The sequence below is a fragment of the Cytobacillus sp. Hm23 genome (assembly GCF_051842895.1).
Lineage (GTDB): Bacteria > Bacillota > Bacilli > Bacillales > SM2101 > Nanhaiella.
Window position 1 is genome coordinate 228,106 of sequence record NZ_JBPXRQ010000001.1, and the last position, 25,183, is coordinate 253,288.

The window sequence follows — 25,183 nt, forward strand, 5'->3', positions numbered from 1 at the left end:
AAAAATAATTGATGTAATAACGGCCTCTATTTACATCACAAAGCCCCTTCCAAATTACATATTTGACTTCAAACTGTATAAGGCATCCTTGTCTTCCGTGCCACGCCTTTGCTTTGTTCCACCCTTCTGAACCTTCCCGAAGTATGTGATCTCAAAGTATATCTCCGTCATATTTACCTAGTAAGCAAATAAATAGATGTATACATATTATGTACAAAAAACTAAAGCAAGCATGTAGAAAATAGACATAATAAAATCTCTGAAAATATTAAATATTTCTTTTATTTATATGCATATATGCTGTATAATAATTAAAATTAATAGCTACAAATAGGATTTAACAATGAATATATTGAATAACTATACCATTAAACTTAATTAATATGTATATACTCATAAGGGTGTGAACAGAATGCAACAAAGAATTGTAGTTAAGATTGGTAGTAGCTCTCTTACAACAGCTGATGGAGAACTAAGCAAGCAAAAAATAGCGTATTTTGCTAATGAAATGTTCGAGCTTTATAAGTCTGGTTATAAAATAATATTAGTTACTTCTGGTGGAGTTGCTGCTGGGTTTAAACAAATCGGATATAATAATCGACCAAAACAATTATTCGAAAAACAAGCTGCTGCTGCTGTAGGCCAAGCATTGTTAATGCAAGCATACAATGATGTATTTTCTAAACATAACTGTACCACAGCACAAATATTACTAACACGTGCGAACTTTACAAATCGTAAACAAATGCATAATGCATCTATGGCGATTGAGGAGCTTTTACGGCAAAAAACCATTCCAATTATCAACGAAAACGATACCGTTTCTGTAGAGGAATTAAATTTTGGTGATAATGATACTTTATCTGCTCTTGTTGCCAACTTAGTAAAAGCAAATCAGTTACTCATATTTACAGACACGGATGGTTTATATACAGCAGATCCACGTAAGGATGGTAATGCAAAGAAAATTGATGTTGTTAAAGAAATTACTGAAGATATGTTTAATAATGCAGGCGGCGCTGGTTCATCAGTTGGTACAGGCGGTATGCGTTCAAAAATTGAAGCTGCAAGAATCGCAATGCGCGGAGGAGTATTGGTGTTTGTCGGAAGAGCCCGTGAATATTTAGATATGACGAAAGCTGTAAACGGAAATGGCAAGGGAACATATTTTCATACACACTTGAATAATCTTCCAATAAAAAAACAATGGGTTGGCTTTCACTCCATGTCACATGGCACAATTACTGTTGATAATGGAGCAGAACATGCACTATCTTCTTGTGGTAAAAGTCTTCTGCCAGCTGGAGTGACTACAGTCGAAGGTGATTTTCATCCCGGGCATGTTGTAGAAGTAATAAATGAAAATGAAAATGTCATCGGACGTGGGGTTGTAAACTATGCATCGTGGCAGTTGAAAGCTGTAGTCGGACTTTCAACAGAAGAAGTAAAGAATAGAATAGATGTACAACGTATAGAGGTCATTCATCGGGATGAATGGGTTACGCTGTAAACCCCTACTAGGGCAGATCCTATACGCTTACATTGTTTGTTCTTTTTTCCCAATATAAACAAAAACAAATAAATGACGAGGTGGTCTAAATTAATGAGTGAAGTGAAAAAGAAAGCTTATCTTGCAAAAGAAGCTTCTCATAAATTGGCTAGCATCACAACTGAACAGAAAAACAAGGCATTAACTGCGATTGCAGATGCACTTGTCCACAATCAGACATCTATTATTGAAGCAAATAAAATAGATTTAATGAACGGCAAACAAAACGGTTTAAGTAAGCCTCTACAAGATAGATTAGCATTAAGCACTGATCGAATTACAGCAATAGCAGACGGCTTAAGACAAATCGTGGACCTTCAAGACCCTATAGGAAAAACAATAGATGAATTTCAACCAACTAATGGTCTATGTATAAATAAAGTCACAGTCCCAATAGGTTTAATTGGCATGATTTATGAAGCACGCCCTAATGTTACAGTAGATGCAGCTGGTCTATGTTTAAAAAGTGGAAATGCAGTCATATTACGAGGCGGGACATCGGCACTATCTTCTAACATACGTATTGTAGAAATCATGCATGATGTTCTTGACAAAACAGATATACCAAAAGATGTTATCCAACTAATATCAAATCCAGACCGATCTTCTGTTAATGAAATGTTAAAATTAAATGGGTTAGTAGATGTCGTAATTCCTAGAGGAGGTGCTTCTCTTATTCAAAACGTAATACAAAATGCTACAGTACCAGTTATTGAAACGGGTGCGGGGGTTTGTCATACGTATATTGATAATGAAGCCAATCCTACTATGGCAACAAACATTGCCTTAAACGCAAAAGTTCAACGTCCATCTGTATGTAACGCTATGGAAACACTTTTACTTCATAAACAATTTGCAGAAACACATTTTCCTTCGCTTGCAAACTTATACCGTGAACAAAAAGTTCATTTAAAAGGTTGTGATAAAGCTAAACAAATCGTCCCATGGATTAATGATGCAACAGAAGATGATTACAGCACAGAATACAATGATTACACACTAAATATAAAAATTGTTGAGCATATTGAAGAAGCATTAATCCATATCAAAACATATGGAACGCATCATTCTGAATGTATAGTAACAGAAAATAGTCAAAATGCAGAGTTGTTCTTACAAGCAGTTGATGCTTCAGCTGTTTATCATAATGCATCTACTAGATTTACAGACGGTTTTGAATTTGGCTTTGGAGCAGAAATTGGTATTAGTACACAAAAATTACACGTTAGAGGGCCTATGGGATTAGAGGCTTTAACTTCAACTAAATATCGTATTTATGGCACAGGACAAACTAAAAAATAAAGCTATTAACTCTTTTCCTTAATAAGAATGTTTATACAATAATAGATAAACTTATTAACATTCAACCTAAAAAACTCATTTGACAAATAATAGTGTCAAGTGAGTTTTTTTACTAGTTTTATATTTACTAATTACATACTTGTAAGTAACCTACGCCATTTTCTTCAACAAACTCACCTTTTATCTCTCCGACACCTTCTATCGTTATTGTATTCTTTTTAGTAATCGGTTTCGAGGATAGCACAAAATGTATTTAGTAATATTACTTATATCACCTTCAAAATAAGGAAAAATTGGTTGTTTAATTATTGTATATGATTATCCGTAAAAAATTTTTATCTAATATCATATTGTCCATATAGATAATATTCATTGAATCCAAATTACTAATCATCATATTACCTTTTAAACCTGCTAATCGAAAGCTCTTCAGTAGGTTGTGGTTGTAATCCAAAACTTAATACACAGGATTACATCTATCTCCTACCCTTTAAATACTAGTAATATATTTTAAATAACTCCTGGATTTCTCAGCTTCATAGGATCAAGTATATGATCCAACTGTTCTTCTGTTAATACACCTAACTTTAAACAAACAGTTCTCACACATTTGCCAGTTAAAATAGCTTGCCTCGCAATTTGTGATGTTTTTTCATGACCTAAATACGGTGTTAGTGCAGTTAGACCTGGAACATTCCTTTCGATATTCTTCATTATTTGCATTTCATCAGCTTCAATTCGTTTTAAACAATAATTTGTAAAAACATTAAATCCATTCTTCATCATATTGATTGATTGAATTAAATTAAAAACTAATACAGGTTCCATCACATGTAATCCATAATTTCCTGTTTCAGTTGACATCCCAATATTCAGATCATTGCCAACAACATGGTTTGTAATATGATTGATGATTTCGCTTATAACTGGGTTTATTTGTCCTGACATTTCTGATGTAGCAGACAAAGAATTTCTATATATGCCAGCGTTTGATCCAACTGACATTAACCTTAGGTCGTTACATATTTTAGATATATTTATCATGTTATTTTTTAAAGCTGTAATAACATCAGAATATACATCTGTTTGATCGTTAGCATCAACGATCTGTTCGGGCTTTTTAAGTTGAAACCCACTAATTTGTGATATATTGTCAACAACCTGATCGCTAAAAATAGTTACTTCTTTAAGCCTTGTTCCTATCGGTTTTGTCCCGATATGGATCTTAAATAATTGATCTTTTGAGTTAGTAATCCTTTTAATATCACGTTGAATCATGTTACGGTAGCTTTCAAATTCTTGCCCTAACCGTATAGGTAAAACATCATGAAGGTGTGTGTCACTAAAGTGGAATAATTGTTCAAATTTGTTTACAATTTGTATTATAACTTGCTCCATATTTCGCATCGTTGTTAGTAGTTGTTCTATCATATCAAGTGTAGCTAATCGAAACGAAGTAGGAAACACATCACCTGTTGATTGAGACATGTTTACATGGGTATTTGGACTAATAAATGAATAATCACCTTTTTCTCTTCCGACAATTTCAAGGGCACGATTAGCAATAACTTCATTTGCATTCATATTAAGTGAAGCACAAGCACCAGGTTGTATAGGATCTACGATGAATTGATCATGCAATTTACCAATAATAATCTCATCTGTAGCTTGAACTATAGCTTGTCCTATCCTTTTGTCTAATACGCCATTTTTAATATTAGCTAGAGCAGTAGCTTTTTTAACTATAGCGATTCCTTTTATTAATGAAGTATGCACCCGATACCCTGTGATCGGGAACATCTCTATTGCTCTTAACGTCTGTAATCCGTAATATGCAGATTCTGGAATACCCTTCGTACCTAGAAAATCTGTTTCGCTCCTTTGGCCTATTACCATCATAATTATTTCCCCCTCTTAATTACGGTTACAACTTTCTCTTTTTCTATATATTTAATCTTTTATACTATTTGCAAAAAATATGCCAATAAAAAAAGCTGAAAAATCCCGATATTTCAGCTTTTTTATTGTCGAAAAATAATAACGGGACAAAAAAACATCCCGTTATCAATCCCATTATCCATTTTTATTTTATTTTCCGTGTATTATAGTTTTAAGCTACACAATGTTGCTACACCTTTTTCTGTAACGACAGTCCCCTTCATCCCTGTATAACTATGAATTAATTCTAAATTATACATCCTTTTCAGTAATCTGCGAATCTTACTTTCACCTAGATCAATTCCTTCACTTTTCGCTAAATCAGTGAGAGCTCTTCTGCCAATACCATTACTCTCATTAATTTTATGTAACAGCCATAACATGTCTTCATCGATAAAACGATCATTCTCTGTACATAAATCATCAAATCTTTCAGACAAAACATACCCTGGTAAGTCTGTAACTTGTATTCTTATAGATGGATTTTTAATATTTACTAAATATTCAATAACATTAACTAATTCTCTGACATTCCCTGGCCAGTGATAACCTACTAAATAGCGAGTAGTTTCATCGTCAAAGAAACTATCTAGCGGTATATTTTTCCCATTTGAAAAACGTTTTAAATAATGTGCTATTAAGAGAGGAATATCTTCTCTACGCTCTCTTAAACTTGGAGAGTAGAGCGGTAATACATTTATTCGGTAAAACAAATCTTGTCGGAACTTTCCCTTTGCTACTTCTTCTTTTAGGTCTTTATTTGTGGCTGCGATTACTCTAACATCAATAGGTATCCGCTTTGAACCACCCACTCTTCGAACATCTTTCTCCTGTAACACTCTTAACAATCTAGCCTGTAACTCTAATGGGGTATCTCCAATCTCATCAAGAAAGATCGTTCCGCCGTGAGCAAGCTCAAAAAGTCCGACCTTTCCACCTTTAACAGCACCAGTAAAAGCCCCTTCTTCATATCCAAACAATTCACTTTCTAACAAGTTTACAGGTAATGCTGCAAAATTTACTGCGACAAAAGGACCTTTTTTACGCTTCGAAAAATTATGTATCGATTGGGCAAAAAATTCTTTTCCAGTTCCACTTTCACCTTGTATTAACACAGTTGAGCTACTTAATGACAATCTTTTTGCTAAATTAATATTTTTTACGATCATGTCACTATTTCCAATAATGTCTTCAAATATATATGTTGCATTATGATCTGTTTTTCTCATACGTCGTCTAAGCTCATATTCTATGTTTTTAATCTCCATTACATCTTCAAATGTGATTAAATAGCCGACTATATAAGCATTCTTTTTGACTGGAACTTTTTTTATTACAACCTCTCTTTCACTGATTTTCATGATTTCTCTATCAACCTCTTCAACTTGCCATATATGTAGACTCGGTAATACATCCTTAATTCTTTTTCCTAAGATGATATCCTTTTCTTCTCCTAAAATTGATAGCATCAACTCATTTACTACAGATATTTCTCCCCTTGAATTTAAGTAAATAATTCCATCGTTCGTATTATCTATTATCGTTTGAAACATATTTTTAATTTGCTCTGATTCTTCAGAAATTTTCGTTAATTTTTTCGACAACTTTATTATTTCACTCACATATTCAGATGATAGCACTTCACTACTTTCTGACAGTAAATTTAACTCTTGCAGTATTTCTATAATTGTTGTTATATCTAATTTTCTTATTCCAATATCAATCACTTTGTTAACGCAATCAGGGATCCATTTTGTTTCACCTGGGGTAATAGCTAGTGTTAATTGTTTATATTGTTTTATTCCTGGATAATATGGATGGTAATTGATGTGATCAATACCGTAATTTTTTAATTGTTTAATAACGTGTAAACTCGAGTCCTTATGATCATTCACTAGTAATACATCAGTGCCAGCTGGGATATCGATTAATTCTTTTAAAAATTGATGATTGATAACGCGCTTTGCATAAATATGCTTTACATGCTGTGGAATTTTGATCAACCTTAAATTATCTATTTGTAAATCTACCGAATTTACAACTATACATTTTGAGAAATCTTCATTTATCGTATCACCTATACAATATCCTTTTACCTCAATACGATGTCCAGTAATTTCTCGTACTTGTCTACAAATATATTTATTTGTTTCTCTACCTAGGCTCATAACTATTACTCTCTCCACTTTTGCACATCCTATCGTAAATCCATTGTTTTTGTATTATTCTAATAATTATTATACCATCAGTTGTGTTGGATGAAGCTTCCAAAAGTTTATTTATTTTGAATAAGAGGATATAAAATTGTATATATCTTTCCGGGCAATTCTTGTTGCATTCGTTCTAAGATACACACGTATCTCTCTAACTACCCGGACACCTTTATTTCATATACAATTATTTTGTTCACTTAACACTTATCATGCTGCCCATTATTAGTAATAATTACAACAAAGGTTATGAGAAAAAGAGCTTTGTAAAAAATTAATATAGTCGTAAAAGACCAAAAAAATATGACCTGAGTTCAACTAAAATTGAACTCAGGCTTAATATTTCTAAAACTCTGCTTATTGATAAGTTTGTTAATTTATTGTTTGAGATGTTAAATCAACTATCTGGAATATTTACAAAGATCTCATTTAATATTAGTATAACCGAAGTCATCTATCCTTTTTAAATGGCCACCAGTTTGCTGTCCCAAACGTGTTTACCATCACTGGAATGAATAGTGGCAATATTACACACGCGTATAATAATAAGCCGACTAACAGTATCGTTGCAATTTGTATGAGTGAAAGAACCCCTGAAGGTATCATAGCCGCAAAAGTTCCTCCTAATATTAGCGCAGCTGAAATAATTACTGTCCCCATGTTTTTCATCGCATACTGCATGGCTTCTTTTACTGATAAAGATTGATTTTCATTAAATCTATCCATTAGGAAAATGCTATAATCTACACCTAATGCAACTAACATAACAAAGGCAAAAAATGGTACAGCCCAACTTACTCCAGCATAGCCTAGTAAATCTACAAATAAAATTTCTGCAAAAGCTACCGAAGTAAAATATGTTAAAATTAATGATAAAATGATATAGATTGGCATAATTAATGATCTTAATAATATCGTTAGCATGATAAAGATGCCTATGATCATAATAAAGACAGTTCGCAAAAAGTCTTCTGATGACATCTTCTTCAAATCTGCATTAATACCTGTTTCTCCACCTATCCCAAACGTTGCATTTTCTAATTTGCTACCATTTATACCTCGATATATTGCCTCTTCAATATATTCAATTTGACTTAGCGCTTCCTCTGAGTATGGGTGTTCATCAAAAATCACATCTATAGTAACGATCTTTTGATCAGCCGACATATATGTTTCAAATACACGACTAAAATCATTATCTTCTAAGACTTCATTAGGCAAATACCAACCTGTTAAAGCTTCGTCTGGAGCAGAAGATAATTCAGCTAGGTAGTCCGTTGCCGTTTCCAATCCAGTATAAACTTCATTTAAGCCAGTAACACTTTGGTCTAAACCATCTGTTAACTCAGTGATTTGACCACCTAAATCCTGAAAACCTTCCCTTAATTCCTGCTGACCAACAACAATTTGTTCGATTCCACTACTAACACCTGGAAGCGAAACGATTATGCTTTCTTGCCCTGCTGCTAAGCCGGATATACCTGAAGCTAATTGTCCAATATTGTCAATGAAGCCTGCAAACCCTTCAGCCAATGCTTCTTGACCCTTAATCGCTTCATCAAATCCTAAATTTGCTAGTTCAACACTTTCAACAACATTTATAAATTCGATATTTAATTGTTGTAAACCTGTGCCAAGCTCTGTTAAACCACCATAAACTTCATTAATTGTTGTAGTGATTGCTATAAATTGTGGGTCTTCTGCTAGATCGGGATATTTTTCGGTTATATGTGAGAATTGGCTGTTCACATTTGCTAAAGCTAACTGAAGATTTCCTAGGTTAACTTCAATTTCTTCATAACCCGCTGAAAAACTAGTTAGTCCATTTGCAATCTCATTGTATCCATTGAGCAGTTCAGATTGTGAGTTTGCTAATATTTGAGCATTATACTGTAACTCGATAAGCCCATCCTTTAATTGATTAGCGCCGTATGAACTATCCCACATTCCTTGTTCAATTGATTTCAAACCATCTGCAAGTCCCGCTACACCACTTTTCAGTTGATTTGTGCCATTAATCAAATCACTTATTCCGTCAGTAGCTTCATTCAACTTAGGGGTATTTTGTGACATCAAGGTGCTAGCTTCTTGTAAGCCTTCACTAATTAGCTGAATTCCATCATTGCCATCCGCCAAACCACCATTTAGTTCGGCTAGTTGATTTTGAACGAATAACTCTTCAAGTGGTTCTCCAATTGGTCTAGTAATACTTCTAACTGAAGCTACTCCATTTACTGTAGCTACTTCTCTACTAATTTTTTCAATAATAGAAATTGATTCTAAATCGCCCATCGGATCATCATTTTGAATAACAATAGTCGTCGGTAAAGATTCACCAGGTCCAAAGCTATCTGAAATAATTTGAAAGGCTTTCACTGAATTAAAATCGTCACCTAATTCATCTAAGTTATTAAAGGAAAGTTTGTTTTCATAAAAAATGAGAAATGGAGTGACAATGACGAGTACTGTAACTAAAGCGATAACAGGTCGTTTAAAGGTAAACTGTCCAGCTTTATCCCACAGTTTGCTTTCACGATGTTCAAGTGATTTTTTCACTGGCCAAAATAGTTTTCCACCTAATAGGCTCATAAAGAATGGAACAACAGTAAATAATGCAACAAGCAATACCGCGATGCCAACTGCAACCGCAGAAGCAGATTGATATAGCTTAAATGTTGAAAATCCAATAGATGCAAAACCAATCATTACAGCTATTCCACTGAAAATAACAGTCTTACCAGCAGTACGATATGTTTCAACTATTGCATCTGAAACATCTTCATGCTTTGATATTTCCTCTTTAAATCTACTTAACAATAAAATACAGTAATCCGTTCCGATCCCGAACAAAATTGCAACGAGGAAAATTTGTGTAAACGTTGAAACTGGGAAGTTGAATCCATCAATTAAAAATGCGACGATTGACTGAGATGCTAAATATGTAAGCCCTACTGTGATGAGTGGAATAAATGGAGCAATGAGGGATCTAAAAACAAAGATTAGCACCAACAAAATAAATCCGACTGTAATGAACTCTGTTTTTTTCAGACCTTCTTCAGAGTTCACAATCACATCCTCATTTATAATCATGGAGCCTGTATAAAAGTGATCTACCTTAATATTATTGATGACATCATATAAATCATTTTTAATTTCTATAGGCTGACGATTCATACTGTCAACAGTTAATGTTACTAATATGGTTTTACCATCTTCTGATACAAATTGATCTTTTAATTCTTGCTCGTGAAAATGGGAGAGCACCTCAGTGATACCGAGTTGTTCCTTCTTTGTATCCAATATTTTTACTGCATCTTCCGCTTCAGCTATATCAGCCGTTGAAAGAGTGTTTTCGTTATAAAATACGAGGGCGATTTGTTCACCAGAGACACCTTGCTCTTCAAGAATTTTATTTGCAAAGCCTGAAGAGTATTGTTCAGGCATAGTTAGTTCCCCTTTTTCTCGAACTAGATCAACGAAGCTGGGTGCCAATAGCATAAGTGACGTTACAAGCACTACCCAGGCTAGTAAAACTATCCACTTCCCTTTTATAACATACTTCATGTTTCTCCCCCTAGTTTATTTATTTACTAAATACATTAATTTTTCATAAGTATTTAAAAATGAATGAATTTCATCGTCATCAAAATTACTTAAATAAGCACCAACTATTTTATTCACTTGCTCTTCTGTCCATTGATAAATCTTCTCTCCTTCCTCAGTCGTAGACAAATATATGACTCGACGGTCATGATCATCCCGTGACCTTTTAATATACCCCTTTTCAACTAGTCGATTGATTATAGCTGTTATAGCACTTTTTTGAACATTAAAAATTTCAGATAATTCTGTAGAAATACAAGGTCCAAACTTATGAATGTAACGAAGAATTAAATGTTGATCACTCGTAATAACATCTTGAATTTGCTCCTTGATTTCAGAACCAATCTTTTTCGACACTGTAAATGATGCAATTTCAAATCGTTCTATCGTTTTCTTTAACTTTTCTTGGTTCATCTATTGCCACATCCCTTTATAGTTCAACTGTTTAACTATTCAACACTTAAACTATAATTCGTGAACTCAGTTTTGTCAATTTAGTTTTTTTAAAATTATATATAAGGTTAGGGCTAATAAGGTGAGCTAAATGGAGGTGAGTTTATTTCTTTTAAGCTGACTAATCATTTAACTAAATTCAACAGTCACTTCTTATCCTATTTATTAAAGAATGACCAAGTAAAAACTTCTCTAATAAGTGGTTTTATATAATCTAGGTTCTTTACGTCTTTGAATTTTATATTAATTTGGTTAGAACTTACTGAACAGAGCTAGATCATGGTTGGTTTTATGGGATGATAGATAAATTTACCAATGAAAGCTCTTTAAATATTTACGATAATAATGTATGTCTAATACAAAGAAGTATATATACAAGGAGATTAAGATGATAAGTAAACTAAAAAACAGAGCAAAAGAATTTTTAATAAGTGTACTTAAAAACCGTGCAAAAGAAATTTCAGCATGTCTTTTGGTGATTTCTATTGTCTTCAATTATGTTCAACACAAGCAAAATAATATAATTGAAGACAGATTGAAAACAACATATTTGGAATATATTACAGATATTTATTGGGTTAATTTTATTTTTCCTGATTATTCGACTTCAGAATTAGCAGAGTTAGAAGACTTTAATTATTTACAATTGTTGCGGTACCTTTCAAAACTTACTTTAACTAAAGCCCCACATGCCCCAATAGAAACAGATTGGTTAATAGCTAATACGTTAGGGCTTGTAAATGACTTATATGATAAAAGTATAAAAGGAGATGCGTTTACGGAAGAGGATTTGACATTGATTAGAGAAACAGGTGATTTATTCAAACTATACACGGAGGATAAAGAAAACATTAGTCTTTCTACAATGTCCTCAAAAGAAATTCTAGAAGAATTAGATAAAAGAAATCAACGTTTAATAGACGCTGGATATGCTCAAATCTCAGATAAGAAATAGTAAAAAACAAACCCTTGTGAATCTGTAAAAAAACAGATATTACAAGGGTTTATTTATCAGTCTTATTGACAAGGAACAAATTAGGTGCTTTTTAAATTCCTTAATTCAATGCTGGATAAACATTAATAGTTGGTTCAGCTATTCAACCAAAGAAATACATTTATTCATTTATAAAGTTAATAAATATATAGCAACCTGGTTTTAAATCTCTTATCATTTTAATTTCTCATAATGTTATGATTTAGCATACGTTATCGTCAGAATACGCTCTCTCGCCAGTTGGTAATAGCTCGTCATCGATAATATTGTATCTAATCATTTCAGATCCTTATACAAAGTTGTTATGCGTTATCAATTCGACAAGAGCATTTTCCGACAATATTAAAAAATGACTATAGCATTATAGCTACAGTCTAATGGTGTAAACTCATAGGATAAATTAATTTCAACCTTCCAGTATTATCTACCTAGTTCCCATTCCATGAAATAACAACAATGCCTACAAGATTTTATTTTAATAATTTGTTTATACATTATTATATTTTCTAATACATATTTCATCATAAAAAAGGGAATAGCTATTTAGAAGATTATTTCTTTACTTATTCTATTCTTTTTGAATTTTTAATTACTTTTAAATCTCTTCAACACTCTTGTCTCTTAATAAAGTTTCATTGATTTATCATGTGTAAAATTCTATAATTGTAGATATTAGCATTTAAGAACATACGTTTCAGGAGATGGTTGTTTTGATAGAATTTTTTGAAGCATTACCCTTATTATTATATTTGTTTGGAGCTTATTTACTTTTAAGTGGAATTAAATGCATTTTTGAAGAAAAAACATACAAGAAATTGAACATAATAACGAGGATTTTGTTAGGTGCTCTAGTGCTATATTGGTCGTTTTCTTCACCTTTTTACTATTATATATATACTGAAGGGCATGCAACTAGCCTAGAAAGTAAAATAAGCGAAGAATATAGAATGAAAGACTCGCATTTTAGTAAACTAACTATTTTTACATATCCAGGAGTAAAGCAGAAAGATTTGACAATCATTAAAAAAATTACAAAGGAAACGAATACAAATATTAACATAATATTACCTCTTACAAAGTCCATTGTTTCATCTTCAATTGACAAAAGTAAAGAAAGCAAATTAAATGGATATAAAGAGGGAATGATTTTCGCAAGCTCTTTCTTAAAACGTGAAATCCCTGAAGATATGATAATAATTAAAGATGGTGAAACTGGTGGTTCTGACGGCATGATTATGACTCTTGAATTGATTCACCAACTTGGAGATAAAGACTTAATCAAAGGGCGAAAAATCGCAGGGACAGGAACTGTAAATAGCAAAGGTGAAGTAGGTAGTATTGATGGGTTAGAAATTAAAATAGAGGCAGCAGAAAAATCTGGTTATGAATTTTGTATAATTCCAAAATCATTGGAGAATAAAGGAAAGAATATAGTTGAAGAAAATTATTACAACATCCAATTAATCCCAGTTGAAACAATTGAAGAGGCATATAATTATTTAACGAGTAAATAATTAATTAAAAAATCATTATTTATTACTGGTTCGGTTCGGTACGGTTCGGTCAACCCGTACATCAAAAAGTCTCTGCTTTTAATAATTGGTAGGGACTTTTAGTTTTTAAAAAGTGCGTGAAGTTCATAGAATTCTAAAAACTTTTAGTAGATAAATAGATGTGAATTTAAGAGATAAAAATGCACTCTTATTAAACGCTATTTTGCACTATAAGTAAATATAAAGCCAAATTGCTGAAAAACATTGAGTTAGTAAACAGGACCAACAATCCTGTTACATAATTATGCTTTGTTGTTTTCATTCACATAAATTTTGAGAAAGCGTTGTTGATTAATTTGACTATTATCAGATTTGGATGTCACTAGCGTTAGTTATTATCGTATTTAGTTCTAATTTACGATAAAGCAATAATTAATGAGATTAAAATGAAAAAGCCGGTTGCATATAGAAGCAACGCGGCTTTGAGTTGTTGTTTAAGAGTTATTTTTCAATTAAATTTGCAATTCGATGTAACAAAGCAGCAGTGTGTGCTCTAGTCGTTTTGCCTAACGGATCGAACGAGCCGTCTTCACGACCTTGAAAAATGTCCCTTTCTTTCATAATCGCTATTGCATCATGCGACCACCTTGATGAATCTACGTCTGAAAAAGGATTTTGTGGTACTTCTGAGACATCCCCGTTACCAAGTATTCGATACAGTACTGTAGCAAATTGCTCCCTAGTTATGTCGTCATTTGGATTGAAATTGCCATTACTGCCTTTAAATATATTATGTTGGGCAATAATTGCAATGTCAGTATAAGCCCAGTGCTCAGTAGAAACATCATTGAATGTTTGACTAACTTCTTTTGTTGGCTGTAAATCCAATGCTCTTACTAAGATAGCAGCAGCTTGTGCCCTAGTAAGATGGTCATTAGGTGCGAATATTGATGATGATTTCCCATTCATCCAACCTTTTTCTTTCACAAAGATGATATCAGCAAGCGCCCAAAAGTCGGCTTGTACATCTGAGAAATAGACAGTTTCTTTTTGCGGATTGTCGTTTGTCTCATTGCTTTGATGCCAATCGGCATAATAAGTCCAAAATGACGGATCTTCCTGGCCAAGACTCCAGCTCCCTGTCCCCTTCAAGTTATACTTATCTACAAGCTTTAGTTTCTCATTATATGATTGTTCGTTTTCGAACCATAATTCATATTTGCCTGGCTCAAGAGGGTCTTTCCAAGATGCTAATTGAAATTCAGGGTCTCCTTCTTTTATTTCAAAGGTAGCTTTAGGAGTTTCATATTCATCCGAATAACTTATCGTTACATCAAATGTTTCAAATAATTTATTCGCTTTTGTGAGTGATACCCCATCTCCGATGATTTTATCACTTTTAGGTTTTACTTCATCATCCAAATCTTCTAATTTCCAAATACGTCCGTAAAATGGTAGACCTAACACGATTTTATTTGCTGGAACGTTGAAATTAAATGCAGCTTCGATTGACTTTTCCACAAACGAAATGCTTGCAACAGGCCCCGGATTACTTCCCCGATATGATTGATCGTAGGTCATGATCATTAAATAATCTGCATAGTTTGCTAGTTTTTCATAATCATATTGTCCTGCCCAACCAACAGTTGATCCATTTGGGTTAGATGCTACAGCGACTGCAATTTCCTTATCTGCTGGAAGCTTTGAACGTAAGAGTCTTACAAAATCTGTCATCATTTCTCTAACAGTCTCATTTAGACCTTCAATATCAATATTAATTCCATCCAGATTATAAGTTTCAATTGCTTTAGCAATGTCAGTAGATAATTTTTCCCGATTCTTTAAAGCATTTTCACCTTGAGTAAAATCCCAATGATTACTTAAAAAAGGAACAATTTTTAAATTCTGATCATGGATCTCGTTAACAAAGTTTGGATCAATGTTTTCTAGTGCTAGATCACCATCTTCTGTTAAGTTAAAGTAGTTAGGGCTGACGACATCTAAAAGCTCATTTGTATTCTCTATTGATTCTAGATAACTATCGTTTGAACCACCATACAAATATGACATATTAAATCGCCCTTCAGCTTGTACAACACCAGTAAGTAAAAAAACAGATACAAGCAGCATTAAGCCTATTTTCTTCATTTCCGCACACCTTTCTCTTAGAAGTATTCTGCCCGTAAAATAAAAAAGCCTTCATTTTTTAATCTATTATCTAGGAATGAAGGACAGTTTTCTTTACAATCTACTATACTACAAAAAAGGACATTTTAAGTGTATTGTTGCAGAAATGTAACTTAAATGAAACTTTCAGTCTTAAAATGTTATTTCCACACTTTCATTCTATCATCTAATGTCGAAGTATGTAGTTCTAGCTGTGTTCCATCAGGGTCAAGAAAGTTAATCGCCCACCCAGTTCCTCTTTTTATTGGGCCTCTCACTATTATTACTTCGTTATCATTCAATATGTTAACGGCAGCATCAAAATGATCCTCTGAAATAGAAAATGCAACATGATCTACACTCAGTTGTTCAACTAGTTTGTTAGGGTATTGCTCTCGTTCCTGTAAGCATATCCAAGCACTTCCCCATTCTAAGTAGGCATCTTTCTTCCCTTTGTGAACAAGTTCCATTCCTAAAACTTCAACATAAAACTTAAGAGAGTCAGTGAGGTTACTAATGTTTATTGTTACATGATTAAAGCCTTGCACGTGCATTCTTTTTTAATTCTCCTTCTTTTTAACCGTTGTGATAGACTAAAGCTTACTGCTTTAACATACAACAGTAGTCCTTACGTCTATTATCTTGTGATTTATGATAGTTGACAATTTAAATCCCAACAAACACCAAACGTATCTACCACTTTACCATACTTTGCTCCCCAAAAAGTGTCTTGAAGAGGCATGATTATTTCTCCTGATTCTGCTAATTTACTATATACAGTTTCAATTTGATCAACTTTTGAAAACTCGATCGTTAATGTCACTTGGTTACCTTTCTCGATAGCTTGGGTATCTAGACCATCTGAAAAATAAACTGTTTGCTCTCCCATCTGGAAACGTGCATGCAACACCTTATTTTTGTTTTCTTCGTTAACTGGCATATCAGGTGCTTCATGAAATCGTTGCAAAGATATAATTTCACCCTCAAATACATCTTTATAATAATTTAAAGCTTGTTCACAATTCCCTGCAAAATATAAATATGGTATTATCTTCATTCTACCATCCTCCTCCTTAATACTCTTACGAATATTATTTTCTACTTGGAGAATGAAAAACCTCTTTAATAAATGAAACTTTTGTATGAATAACTCCTTTCTAAAACCATTACCAACTAAATTGTGTAGGTGTTTTTAAGTATAAATAACACGTTTGTTGTACCTTTGTTAACATAATATTTTTATGTTAAACAAATATTTTTTAACTACTTCATCAGAATAATGTTGAAGACTTAAGTTGTAACATTATTTGCATTCTCAGTGTGTTTATAATAACGAATAAAAAATCGTTTTAAATATAACCATAAAAGTCATACAATTTGATCTCTTACGTAAAGGCTTCACATCTATTTAATAGTTTAGTTAATTTTCAAAGTCTCAATAGACGGTGCTTAACGATTTTTTTTAAAAATAAAAAAGGATAATTTCTAATAAATTTGAATTTATCCTTCTATTTGTATTCGTCATTTTGTTGTTAAAGATCAATATAGTATGGTTGATAACAAGCTAATTAGTTAAATTTAATGGCAATAGTTTTTCACCACGTTGTTTATTAATTCCGAATGGTCTGTTTCATCATTATTACGACCATTAAGAATTGTGCTAGAATACAAGATTGTTTATAACACTTTGCTTTCATTGTTATGAGTATCTTTATCATTTTAATGAGAACTAGTTAACAGCCACTAGTACATTGTCCAGCGGGATCACTCGTATTACAAACATTGTTTACGACAGTGTTCGTATTTGGATTAACGACAAGGTCTATATTTTCATTGTCGAGAGTAGTATTCTTGATCACGATATTTTGTTCACTAGATGAGACTACTTCAATTCCGTTAACCTTATTTTTTAAAATCGTATTTGATTCAAGCGTGTTATTGTCCGAAACTTCTAATTCTATACCATCAGAACCATTATTTTGAACCGTATTTTTTTCAAGCACATTGTCGTGAGAAACTTCTAACTCTATCCCATCAAACTCATTATTTTGAATTGTATTATTTATTAGCGTATTGTTTTGAGAAACTTCTATTTCAATCCCGTCAAAGCCATTATTTTGAGCAGTATTTTTTTCAAGCATATTGTTGTCAGAACCTACTAGTTCTATACCATCAAAGCCATTATTTTGAACCGTATTTTTTTCAAGTGCATTGTTGTCAGAACCTTCTAATTCTATACCATCAAAAACATTATTTTGAACCGTATTTTTCTCAAGCGCATTGTTACTAGAGCCTGCTAATTGTATTCCGTCAAAAATATTATTTTGAACGGTGTTTTTTTCAAGCGTATTGTAGTCAGAACCTTCTAATTCTATACCGTCAAAAACATTGTTTTGAACGGTATTCTTTTCAAGCATATTGTAGTCAGAACGTTCTAACCCAACCCCGTCAGAACCATTATTTTGAACGGTATTCTTTTCAAGTGTATTGTTGTTACCCACCAATACATTTATGCCATTAAGAAAATTATTCTGAACGGTATTTTTCTCGAGCGTATTGTTGTTACTAGTCATTAAAGTTATGCCATTAAGATTATTATTTTCAATAATATTTTTTTCAAGCACGTTGTTGGTACTAGAAGCTATAGTTACACCACTAACACTATTACTTTGCGAGGTATTTTTTTCAAGCGTGTTATTATTACTGGATGCTAAAGTTATACCATGAATACTATTTTTTTGAGCAATATTTTTTTCAAGGATGTTATTGTTACTAGAAGATAACCATATACCCTGAACACTATTATTTTGAACGGTATTCTTTTCAATAATGTTGTTGTTACTAAACGCTAAATTTATTCCATCTACATTATTATTTTCAATCATATTTTTTCCAATAGTATTGAAGTCACTAGCCAATAAACTTACACCACTAACACTGTTATCCTGAACAGTATTTTTTATAATAGTGTTAGTGGTGCTTGACATTAAATTTATACCATGAACACTATTTTGGACAGTAAAACCCTCAATTAGGACATCCGAAACGGCGTTAAGAAGAAACCCATTAACCGAACCTTCTATTACTGGATTACCTTTACCTTTGAGGGAAAGATTATCCGTTGAGATCGTCGCGCCAACGTAGGGTCCACCAGCTGCAAGTACCTCGATGACATCGCCTTGATTTGCTGCGTCAACCGCTTCTTGAATTGTACTAAAATCTGTTGGAACTGTAAGTGTGTTCATATTTTCATCTCCTTTCATTTTTTCATTCTTTAAGCGAGAAAGTTAGGATTATTCAGATTATCAATTTAATTTTTAGATGCTATCACTTTAACCATTTTATGCGTGGACAGAAAAAGCGTATAGACAAGTGTTTTAGTTTTGGTAAAAAGGCGTGTAACAGATAGGGAGTATCTGTTACAATAGATAGAATCCAACTCGATAGATTTGTTTTAACGGCAGCCGCTAGGTAAAACAAACAATTGAATGGATCATCATAAAATATCTTGCATCATTTTTGTTAAAAAATATTCATACAATCCATCCTAAAATGTTGTATAATGTATCCAAAAAAATTATACTAATTAGGTTTTCTACTAGGAGGGGGATTTTTTTGGAGCAAGATAGAAAAATTATGATCGTACCTTTTTAAAAAATTAAACTGTTGTCGCTAAGTATTTAACATATATAGTAATAACTTAAAACAGTGCTAAGTCATTATGGCCAAGAGCACTTTGCGAGGCTGAGGAAGGTTCTACTATACAACAGCATTTTAATAATAGGATAAAGTGGGTTCTTTTTAGAATATTATTCGGGGGGTACCTAAAATAGCTACTATGAACCTAGTAGTATACGTATTAAATTAACAACATAAGTGACTCCATCAAGTAAAATTCAATATCGATAAATCAGGCGGAGACTCTACTCCACCTGTTTGAAAAATACCACCATTAAAGACTCTGATCGTTAAAAGCAGCAGTTGAGTAAATAACAACGTTTTGCTAATCAATCCACTAAATTATTCCATACGTACAATCGCTTCAGCTTCTATCTCAACTAATAATCTTGGATCTATAAGTGCGTTGACCTCTACCATCGTAGCAACAGGTTGTATATCTTTGAAAATCTCTCCATGAGCTTTTCCTATTTCTTCCCATTTTGATATATCAGTTACAAACATTCTAGTTCTAACAACATCATTTATTGTTGAACCAAGGTTTTGGAGTGTCTCTTCTATTATTTTCAAAATACAAACAGTTTGTTGATATGCGTCATCCTCACCAACAACTAGACCATTTTTCATAGAAGTCGTTCCTGCTATTTCTATTCGATCGCCTACACGAATACCTCTTGAATAACCCACAGTTGATTCCCAGGGTGATCCAGTCAAGACCTTTTTTCTCTCACTCATTCACGCTCTACCTCCCAATTTTACAATATTATCATATGGTATCTCACTATTGTGCTAAATCAAATTTTAAACCTTCCCATAATAATAGTATTGTAGTACTTACCATCTGATAGCATTTTATCATTTATTAATACTCCCTCAACTACAAAACCGAGTTTTTTATATAGATTAACTGCTTTCTCGTTATACTCTAAGACATTCAAGGTCATTTTTTTAATGCTATTTGCATCAGCCCACTTAATTGATTCATTTAATAGATTTTTTCCTATACTATGTCCCCAAAAACCTTTTAATACACCTACACCGAACTCTACTTTATGAGCGAACCTTCTTAAATAAACACCTTCACATCTTGCAAATCCAACAATCTGATTACGAGTTTCAGCAACTAAAAATAAATTTCTTTCTTTTTCACTATCAGTCTTTATGATCTCTTCAAATCCTGATGAATCAATAAATGCCTCACCTTTTTCCCTATCCAAGTTCTCTGTTTCTCCATCAATCTGTAGTCTTAATTCGGACAACTCTTGTGCATCTTGAACGTCTGCTGATCTAATGGTATAGTGTAAACCCTTTTCACAAAATTCTTGTTTACTAATAATCATAATTTACTCCCTTGTATATATTAAATCTTCTTTCTACTATGCTGAAACTAGAATAAAAAATAAATGATTACATAAAAATTAATTATGAATATTTAGCATCTAGTTTTCTACATATTTTGTTACCTATCCATTGATCTACTAAAAATTAGAAAATAAATATATAGTTAAAGTAACATTTTAACAAAAATTTCGTCTAATAAACGAAAATAAAAAAATTAGTGCAGTTACACTATTATTGGAGTGAAATAGGTTGATTATATACGCCACAGCTATAATGATCATTATAGGAAGCTGGTATTTCTTTGTAAAAAATATTAAAAATAATAATTCCAACTTAAAATTATGTTTGATAATGCTAGTTGTTCCTTTTCTATACTTCTTTATTGGTTTGCAACTGGCTATGTTTCTACATAATGAAGGACTTGGTTATGTCGTTGCAGCCTTATTATACTTATTACTTTTTAATAGCTTGATTTTGCTTGTTGCTCATTTTGTTCACTTTTTCGTTAAAGGCTCTCTTCGATAGTGTTCTTTTTTATTATTTCTAAATTGAATTTTCTTTCTCCATCTTACATTTTTCCAATCTTTTTCTTTTCCATAGCTTGTGTAAAAGGCTAGTCTCATTTTTCGTCAATGTAAAAACAGTCTTTAAAAAACATTGTTAATAGTTTATAGTTATTACATTACACACTTGCGAAGAGATGTGAAAGAAATGAAAAAATATATGCTAATTTTAATTCTATTACTTAATAGTCTTCTTTTTGGTATAAATATACAAGATTATGATCATATTATTGCAATTGAAGAGACGTCAAATATTGAGGCCTCCCACTTACAATCATTCATGCCAAAAGATAATAATAATCAATTGGATATGTGGGTACGGCCGTTAACAGTAGTTTGCTTCATCATATTAAACATATTAATAATACATTCTAATTATATTAACTTAATAAAACGCCAATCCACACTGTTTGCCGTCTTTTTTAAGTCAAATTATGTGGATAAAGCCCTCCTTTAAAATAATATTTCAATAACAAGGGGGAGCATGAAGATGACATGGATTAAATTAATTATGATGGGATTTTTCTCTGCTACTGCAATCACTCTACTTTCTTATCAAGGTTTCGAAATTTATCATGCAATAGTAGATTATATCAATCAAAGATAATATAAAAGGCACATGTTAAAATACATGTGCCTTTGTCATGCTAAACGGTATATATTTTTATCTTTCCTTTTTCACTTGGCTGATAAAAAAGAGTTCATAGACTATAGGAATAATGATTAATGTTAACAGAGTAGACGAGGTAAGCCCCCCAATCACAGTAATTGCCAAGCCCTTTGAAATAAGTGTCCCAGATGATGTTGTAAATGCTAAAGGCAACAGCGCAGCAATCGTCGCGAATGCAGTCATTAATATCGGGCGTAGCCTTGTTTTGCCTGCTTCAACAATCGACTGTCGTATAGTAAAGCCTTTTTCTTCACGGTTTTGGCCAATTCTGTCAACAAGAACAATCGCATTTGTCGTGACGATACCGATTAACATTAAAAATCCAATCATTACACTTACTGATAGTGGTTCACGTGCAATTGACAACCCAACAAATGATCCGATCGGTACAAATATGAGTGAAGATAGGATGATAAATGGAATTCGAGCTTTACCGAAAGTGATCAACATAGTGATGTAAACGAGTCCAATCGCAAAAATCATTGCTATCCCTAGTTGTTGGAATGTCTCAACAGTCTCATCACTACCTCCGCCGCCTTCAAAAGACACACCTTCAGGAAGAACTATATCTCTTTCAACTCCCGCGATAACCTCCTGTGTAATCTGTTGAATATTTTCTGAATCAATTTGAGCTGAGATACGTGCAAATACTTTTCCATCTAATTTTTGAATCGACGTAAACGTTTCAATTTCTTTAACCTCTGCAAGCTCTTTTATAGCAATAGGTCCTTGCGCAGTAAAAATTTGTGTATTCTTTAATTGCTCGAGCGAGGTGATGTCATCGTTATATGATAACTGAACACGATGATCTTTCTCATCAAATGCGAGATTACCGAGGGAAACTGGCTTTGTTTGATCAACAACCGTCCCTAGAATTTGAAAACCTGATACATCGTATTGCTGTGCTTTATTCGAATATATATTCACAACAACTTGCTTTTGCTTATCTTCAAAGTTATTCGTTACATATTTCAACGAGGAGTGATTTAGCAAATAATCTTCCACTAATTTAGATGCTTCTTGCAGTTTTTCTAAGTTGTTAGAATACAAGTCGATATTGACATTATTATTCGTAGGTGGTCCTCCTGTTTCAAGCTCTTGAATGCCAATCTTTGTTCCAGGTGCATTATTGTCAACGATTTGTTCCATTTTTCCTTCTAATTTTTTCACTAATGAAGCAGTGTTTACATCTTCATTTAACGTAAGAAAATAACTAGCCTGATTTTGTTTTTTTAATCCGGTTCGAAAATCTCGGCTACCTACACCAGCTGTAACCTCATTGATTTCGGATTGATCTATATACATTTTTTCAATTTGCAAAGATACATCATTTGCTTTATCTAATGATGTAGAGGATGGGAGCTCGATACTCGCAACTAGTGTCTTTTCTTCTTCATTAGGGATAAATGTAAATCCTAAGGATTGAACTAAGAATCCCGAACCAACGAGTAAGAGAAGCGAAACTACTAACACAAGCGCTTTATGGTTCAATGACCAAGAGATTGTTTTACCATAAAACCTCTGTAAAACACCCTCTTTTTCTTCTTCGGGTATTTTTTTGAAAGAAAATTTTGCTAATATAGGTACAATAGTAATAGCTACAAGCAACGATGTTAATAATGAAAACACAATTGTTAAAGCAAACGGTAGAAAAAATTCTCCTGTTATCCCTCCGACAAAGCCGAGAGGTAAAAACACTACAACAGTCGTTAGTGTAGAAGATGTGATAGCTTTTAATATTTCTTTCGTTGAATCTTGAATAATGTCGTTTGTTATACTCGTCTTTGACTTCCTTACTCTTCTAAATATATTTTCTATGACTACGATACTATCATCTACCACTCTTCCTACAGCTACCGCCATTCCTCCAAGCGTCATGACATTTAACGTAATATCCATTTGAGCTAGAAATATTGAAGACACAAGTAAAGATAAAGGTATGGAGATAATGGCAATAATTGTTGCTCTTACATTTCGCAAAAACAGCAATACTGCTACTGATGCAAACAGCGCTCCTAATAAACCTTCTCGTACTAACGTTTCAACTGATTTCTCAATACCTTCAGCAGAGTCTAAGCCTATCGCATAATCTAGTTCATTTGAATATTTATCCAACACAGTTCGCACTTTTTCGGCCACTTCAACAGTATTTGCATCTTGTTTTTTAATAACTGCTAACGACAGTGAATCATTTAAGTTATACCTTGTTAATTCTGGTTGTTCTATAACCGAATCTATTGTCGCTATATCTTTCAAATAGAGAGGTTTACCGTCTTGTGCAAATGGCGATGAAACAATAAGATTCTCTAAATCTTGAACTGATTGTAAGCCCTCTTGAATACGTATGGGGATCTGTATATCATCTGACTTAATATTACCAGCCGGAAACGACAAGTATTTTCCGTTTATTTGTTCCTTTATTTGTGCAAGACTTAAACCCGCACGCTGAGCTTCTTCTCGGTCAACAGTAATTTGTACAAGTTCTTCTTGTATACCGCCAACGCTAACACTACTTATGCCTTGAATTTTATTAAGTTCTGGTAAAACTTCTGCCTCTAACAATTCCTGTAAGTCATTATCGTTTTTAGCAAATAGTGAAATGTTATAAATAGGTAATGAACCAAATGAAAAGCGGTTCACACTCGTAATGGCTTCTTCGGGCAGTATAGTTTCCTTCATATAGTTATTAACTTGTGCTTCAATATCGTCCATCTCTGCATTAAATGGAAATTCTAAATTTACAATGGCTACACTTTCAAATGACGAGCTTTGGAGCTTTTTCACACCTTCGATTGTTTTAAATTTATCTTCCAGTTTACTTGTCACTAACTCATCCATATCCTCAGGCGAAGCACCAGGATATATTACTTCAACAGATATTTGTGGAAATTCAATATCCGGTAACAAATCAAGCTTTAACGTAGTAAAAGAATATGCACCTGCAAATAATAAAAGAAAAGATATAATAAAAACGGCAACGGCATTTTTCAAGCTGAATTTTGTTAAAAAAGTCATCATCATGTCCTTTCTGTTCATTTAATATTATATTTTTTAACACTATTTTTTCCGTAAGCAGTAAGTATGCATAATGTAATGTCAGGAAGTTATGTTTTATCATATTCACGGTTTGTATCAGTTATAAGTTTTCAAACTGTTTGACTAAAAAATTATTAATCTCTTAAATCATATCCTAGTTATATAGTAAAGATAACTTTCCGGTCCA

Annotated in this window: 16 protein-coding genes; 4 read left to right on the forward strand and 12 right to left on the reverse strand. The window is 32.8% G+C overall.

Going from position 1 to position 25,183, the window contains the following annotated elements; all coding sequences use genetic code 11:
• The first annotated feature begins 412 nt into the window (after window positions 1–412).
• Window positions 413–1,510 carry a glutamate 5-kinase gene (proB, locus tag ACSVDA_RS01035; protein ID WP_485880104.1) on the forward strand — a complete coding sequence of 366 codons (1,098 nt, stop codon included), beginning with the start codon at window positions 413–415 and terminating at the stop codon, window positions 1,508–1,510.
• A 93-nt stretch (window positions 1,511–1,603) separates the two neighbouring features.
• On the forward strand, window positions 1,604–2,851 hold the full coding sequence (locus ACSVDA_RS01040) for a glutamate-5-semialdehyde dehydrogenase (protein ID WP_485880105.1): 1,248 nt from the start codon (window positions 1,604–1,606) through the stop codon (window positions 2,849–2,851).
• 510 nt (window positions 2,852–3,361) lie between these two features.
• Here the strand turns inward: ACSVDA_RS01040 and ACSVDA_RS01045 are convergent.
• The 4 genes from ACSVDA_RS01045 to ACSVDA_RS01060 all read right to left on the reverse strand — a co-directional run bounded on the left by ACSVDA_RS01045 (window position 3,362) and on the right by ACSVDA_RS01060 (window position 11,016).
• On the reverse strand, window positions 3,362–4,747 hold the full coding sequence (locus ACSVDA_RS01045) for a lyase family protein (RefSeq protein ID WP_485880255.1): 1,386 nt from the start codon (window positions 4,745–4,747) through the stop codon (window positions 3,362–3,364).
• 206 nt (window positions 4,748–4,953) lie between these two features.
• The gene (locus tag ACSVDA_RS01050) at window positions 4,954–6,975 is read right to left on the reverse strand and encodes a sigma-54 interaction domain-containing protein (RefSeq protein WP_485880106.1); all 2,022 of its coding nucleotides are present in this window, start codon (window positions 6,973–6,975) and stop codon (window positions 4,954–4,956) included.
• A gap of 474 nt (window positions 6,976–7,449) precedes the next feature.
• A complete protein-coding gene (locus ACSVDA_RS01055; RefSeq protein ID WP_485880107.1) occupies window positions 7,450–10,563 on the reverse strand; it encodes an MMPL family transporter in 3,114 nt (1,037 codons plus the stop codon).
• A 15-nt stretch (window positions 10,564–10,578) separates the two neighbouring features.
• Window positions 10,579–11,016: a MarR family winged helix-turn-helix transcriptional regulator gene (locus ACSVDA_RS01060; RefSeq protein WP_485880108.1), complete on the reverse strand. Its 438-nt coding sequence runs from the start codon at window positions 11,014–11,016 to the stop codon at window positions 10,579–10,581.
• Window positions 11,017–11,443: 427 nt separating this feature from the next.
• On the opposite strand from ACSVDA_RS01060, the gene ACSVDA_RS01065 reads away from it, so the two are divergent.
• The gene (locus tag ACSVDA_RS01065; RefSeq protein WP_485880109.1) at window positions 11,444–12,010 is read left to right on the forward strand and encodes a hypothetical protein; all 567 of its coding nucleotides are present in this window, start codon (window positions 11,444–11,446) and stop codon (window positions 12,008–12,010) included.
• Window positions 12,011–12,759: 749 nt separating this feature from the next.
• Complete coding sequence (locus ACSVDA_RS01070) at window positions 12,760–13,563, forward strand: S16 family serine protease (protein ID WP_485880110.1); 804 nt, start codon at window positions 12,760–12,762, stop codon at window positions 13,561–13,563.
• A gap of 480 nt (window positions 13,564–14,043) precedes the next feature.
• Here the strand turns inward: ACSVDA_RS01070 and ACSVDA_RS01075 are convergent, their stop codons facing one another.
• The 8 genes from ACSVDA_RS01075 to ACSVDA_RS01110 form a co-directional block, all read right to left on the reverse strand.
• Complete coding sequence (locus ACSVDA_RS01075) at window positions 14,044–15,690, reverse strand: glycosyl hydrolase family 18 protein (protein WP_485880111.1); 1,647 nt, start codon at window positions 15,688–15,690, stop codon at window positions 14,044–14,046.
• A gap of 179 nt (window positions 15,691–15,869) precedes the next feature.
• Window positions 15,870–16,262 (reverse strand): VOC family protein, encoded by a 393-nt coding sequence (locus ACSVDA_RS01080; RefSeq protein WP_485880112.1) that lies wholly within the window; start codon window positions 16,260–16,262, stop codon window positions 15,870–15,872.
• A 95-nt stretch (window positions 16,263–16,357) separates the two neighbouring features.
• The gene (locus ACSVDA_RS01085) at window positions 16,358–16,765 is read right to left on the reverse strand and encodes a VOC family protein (protein WP_485880113.1); all 408 of its coding nucleotides are present in this window, start codon (window positions 16,763–16,765) and stop codon (window positions 16,358–16,360) included.
• A 676-nt stretch (window positions 16,766–17,441) separates the two neighbouring features.
• Window positions 17,442–18,953, reverse strand: a complete 1,512-nt coding sequence (locus tag ACSVDA_RS01090; RefSeq protein ID WP_485880114.1) for a right-handed parallel beta-helix repeat-containing protein — start codon at window positions 18,951–18,953, stop codon at window positions 17,442–17,444.
• 640 nt (window positions 18,954–19,593) lie between these two features.
• Entirely contained in the window at window positions 19,594–19,719 is a 126-nt protein-coding gene (locus ACSVDA_RS01095) for a hypothetical protein (protein ID WP_485880115.1), read from the reverse strand.
• Between the two features lie 9 nt (window positions 19,720–19,728).
• On the reverse strand, window positions 19,729–20,121 hold the full coding sequence (locus ACSVDA_RS01100) for a RidA family protein (protein WP_485880116.1): 393 nt from the start codon (window positions 20,119–20,121) through the stop codon (window positions 19,729–19,731).
• 59 nt (window positions 20,122–20,180) lie between these two features.
• Window positions 20,181–20,726 (reverse strand): GNAT family N-acetyltransferase, encoded by a 546-nt coding sequence (locus tag ACSVDA_RS01105; protein ID WP_485880117.1) that lies wholly within the window; start codon window positions 20,724–20,726, stop codon window positions 20,181–20,183.
• 1,228 nt (window positions 20,727–21,954) lie between these two features.
• Window positions 21,955–24,975, reverse strand: coding sequence for an efflux RND transporter permease subunit (locus ACSVDA_RS01110; protein ID WP_485880257.1), 3,021 nt, complete (start codon window positions 24,973–24,975; stop codon window positions 21,955–21,957).
• Window positions 24,976–25,183: the final 208 nt, after the last annotated feature.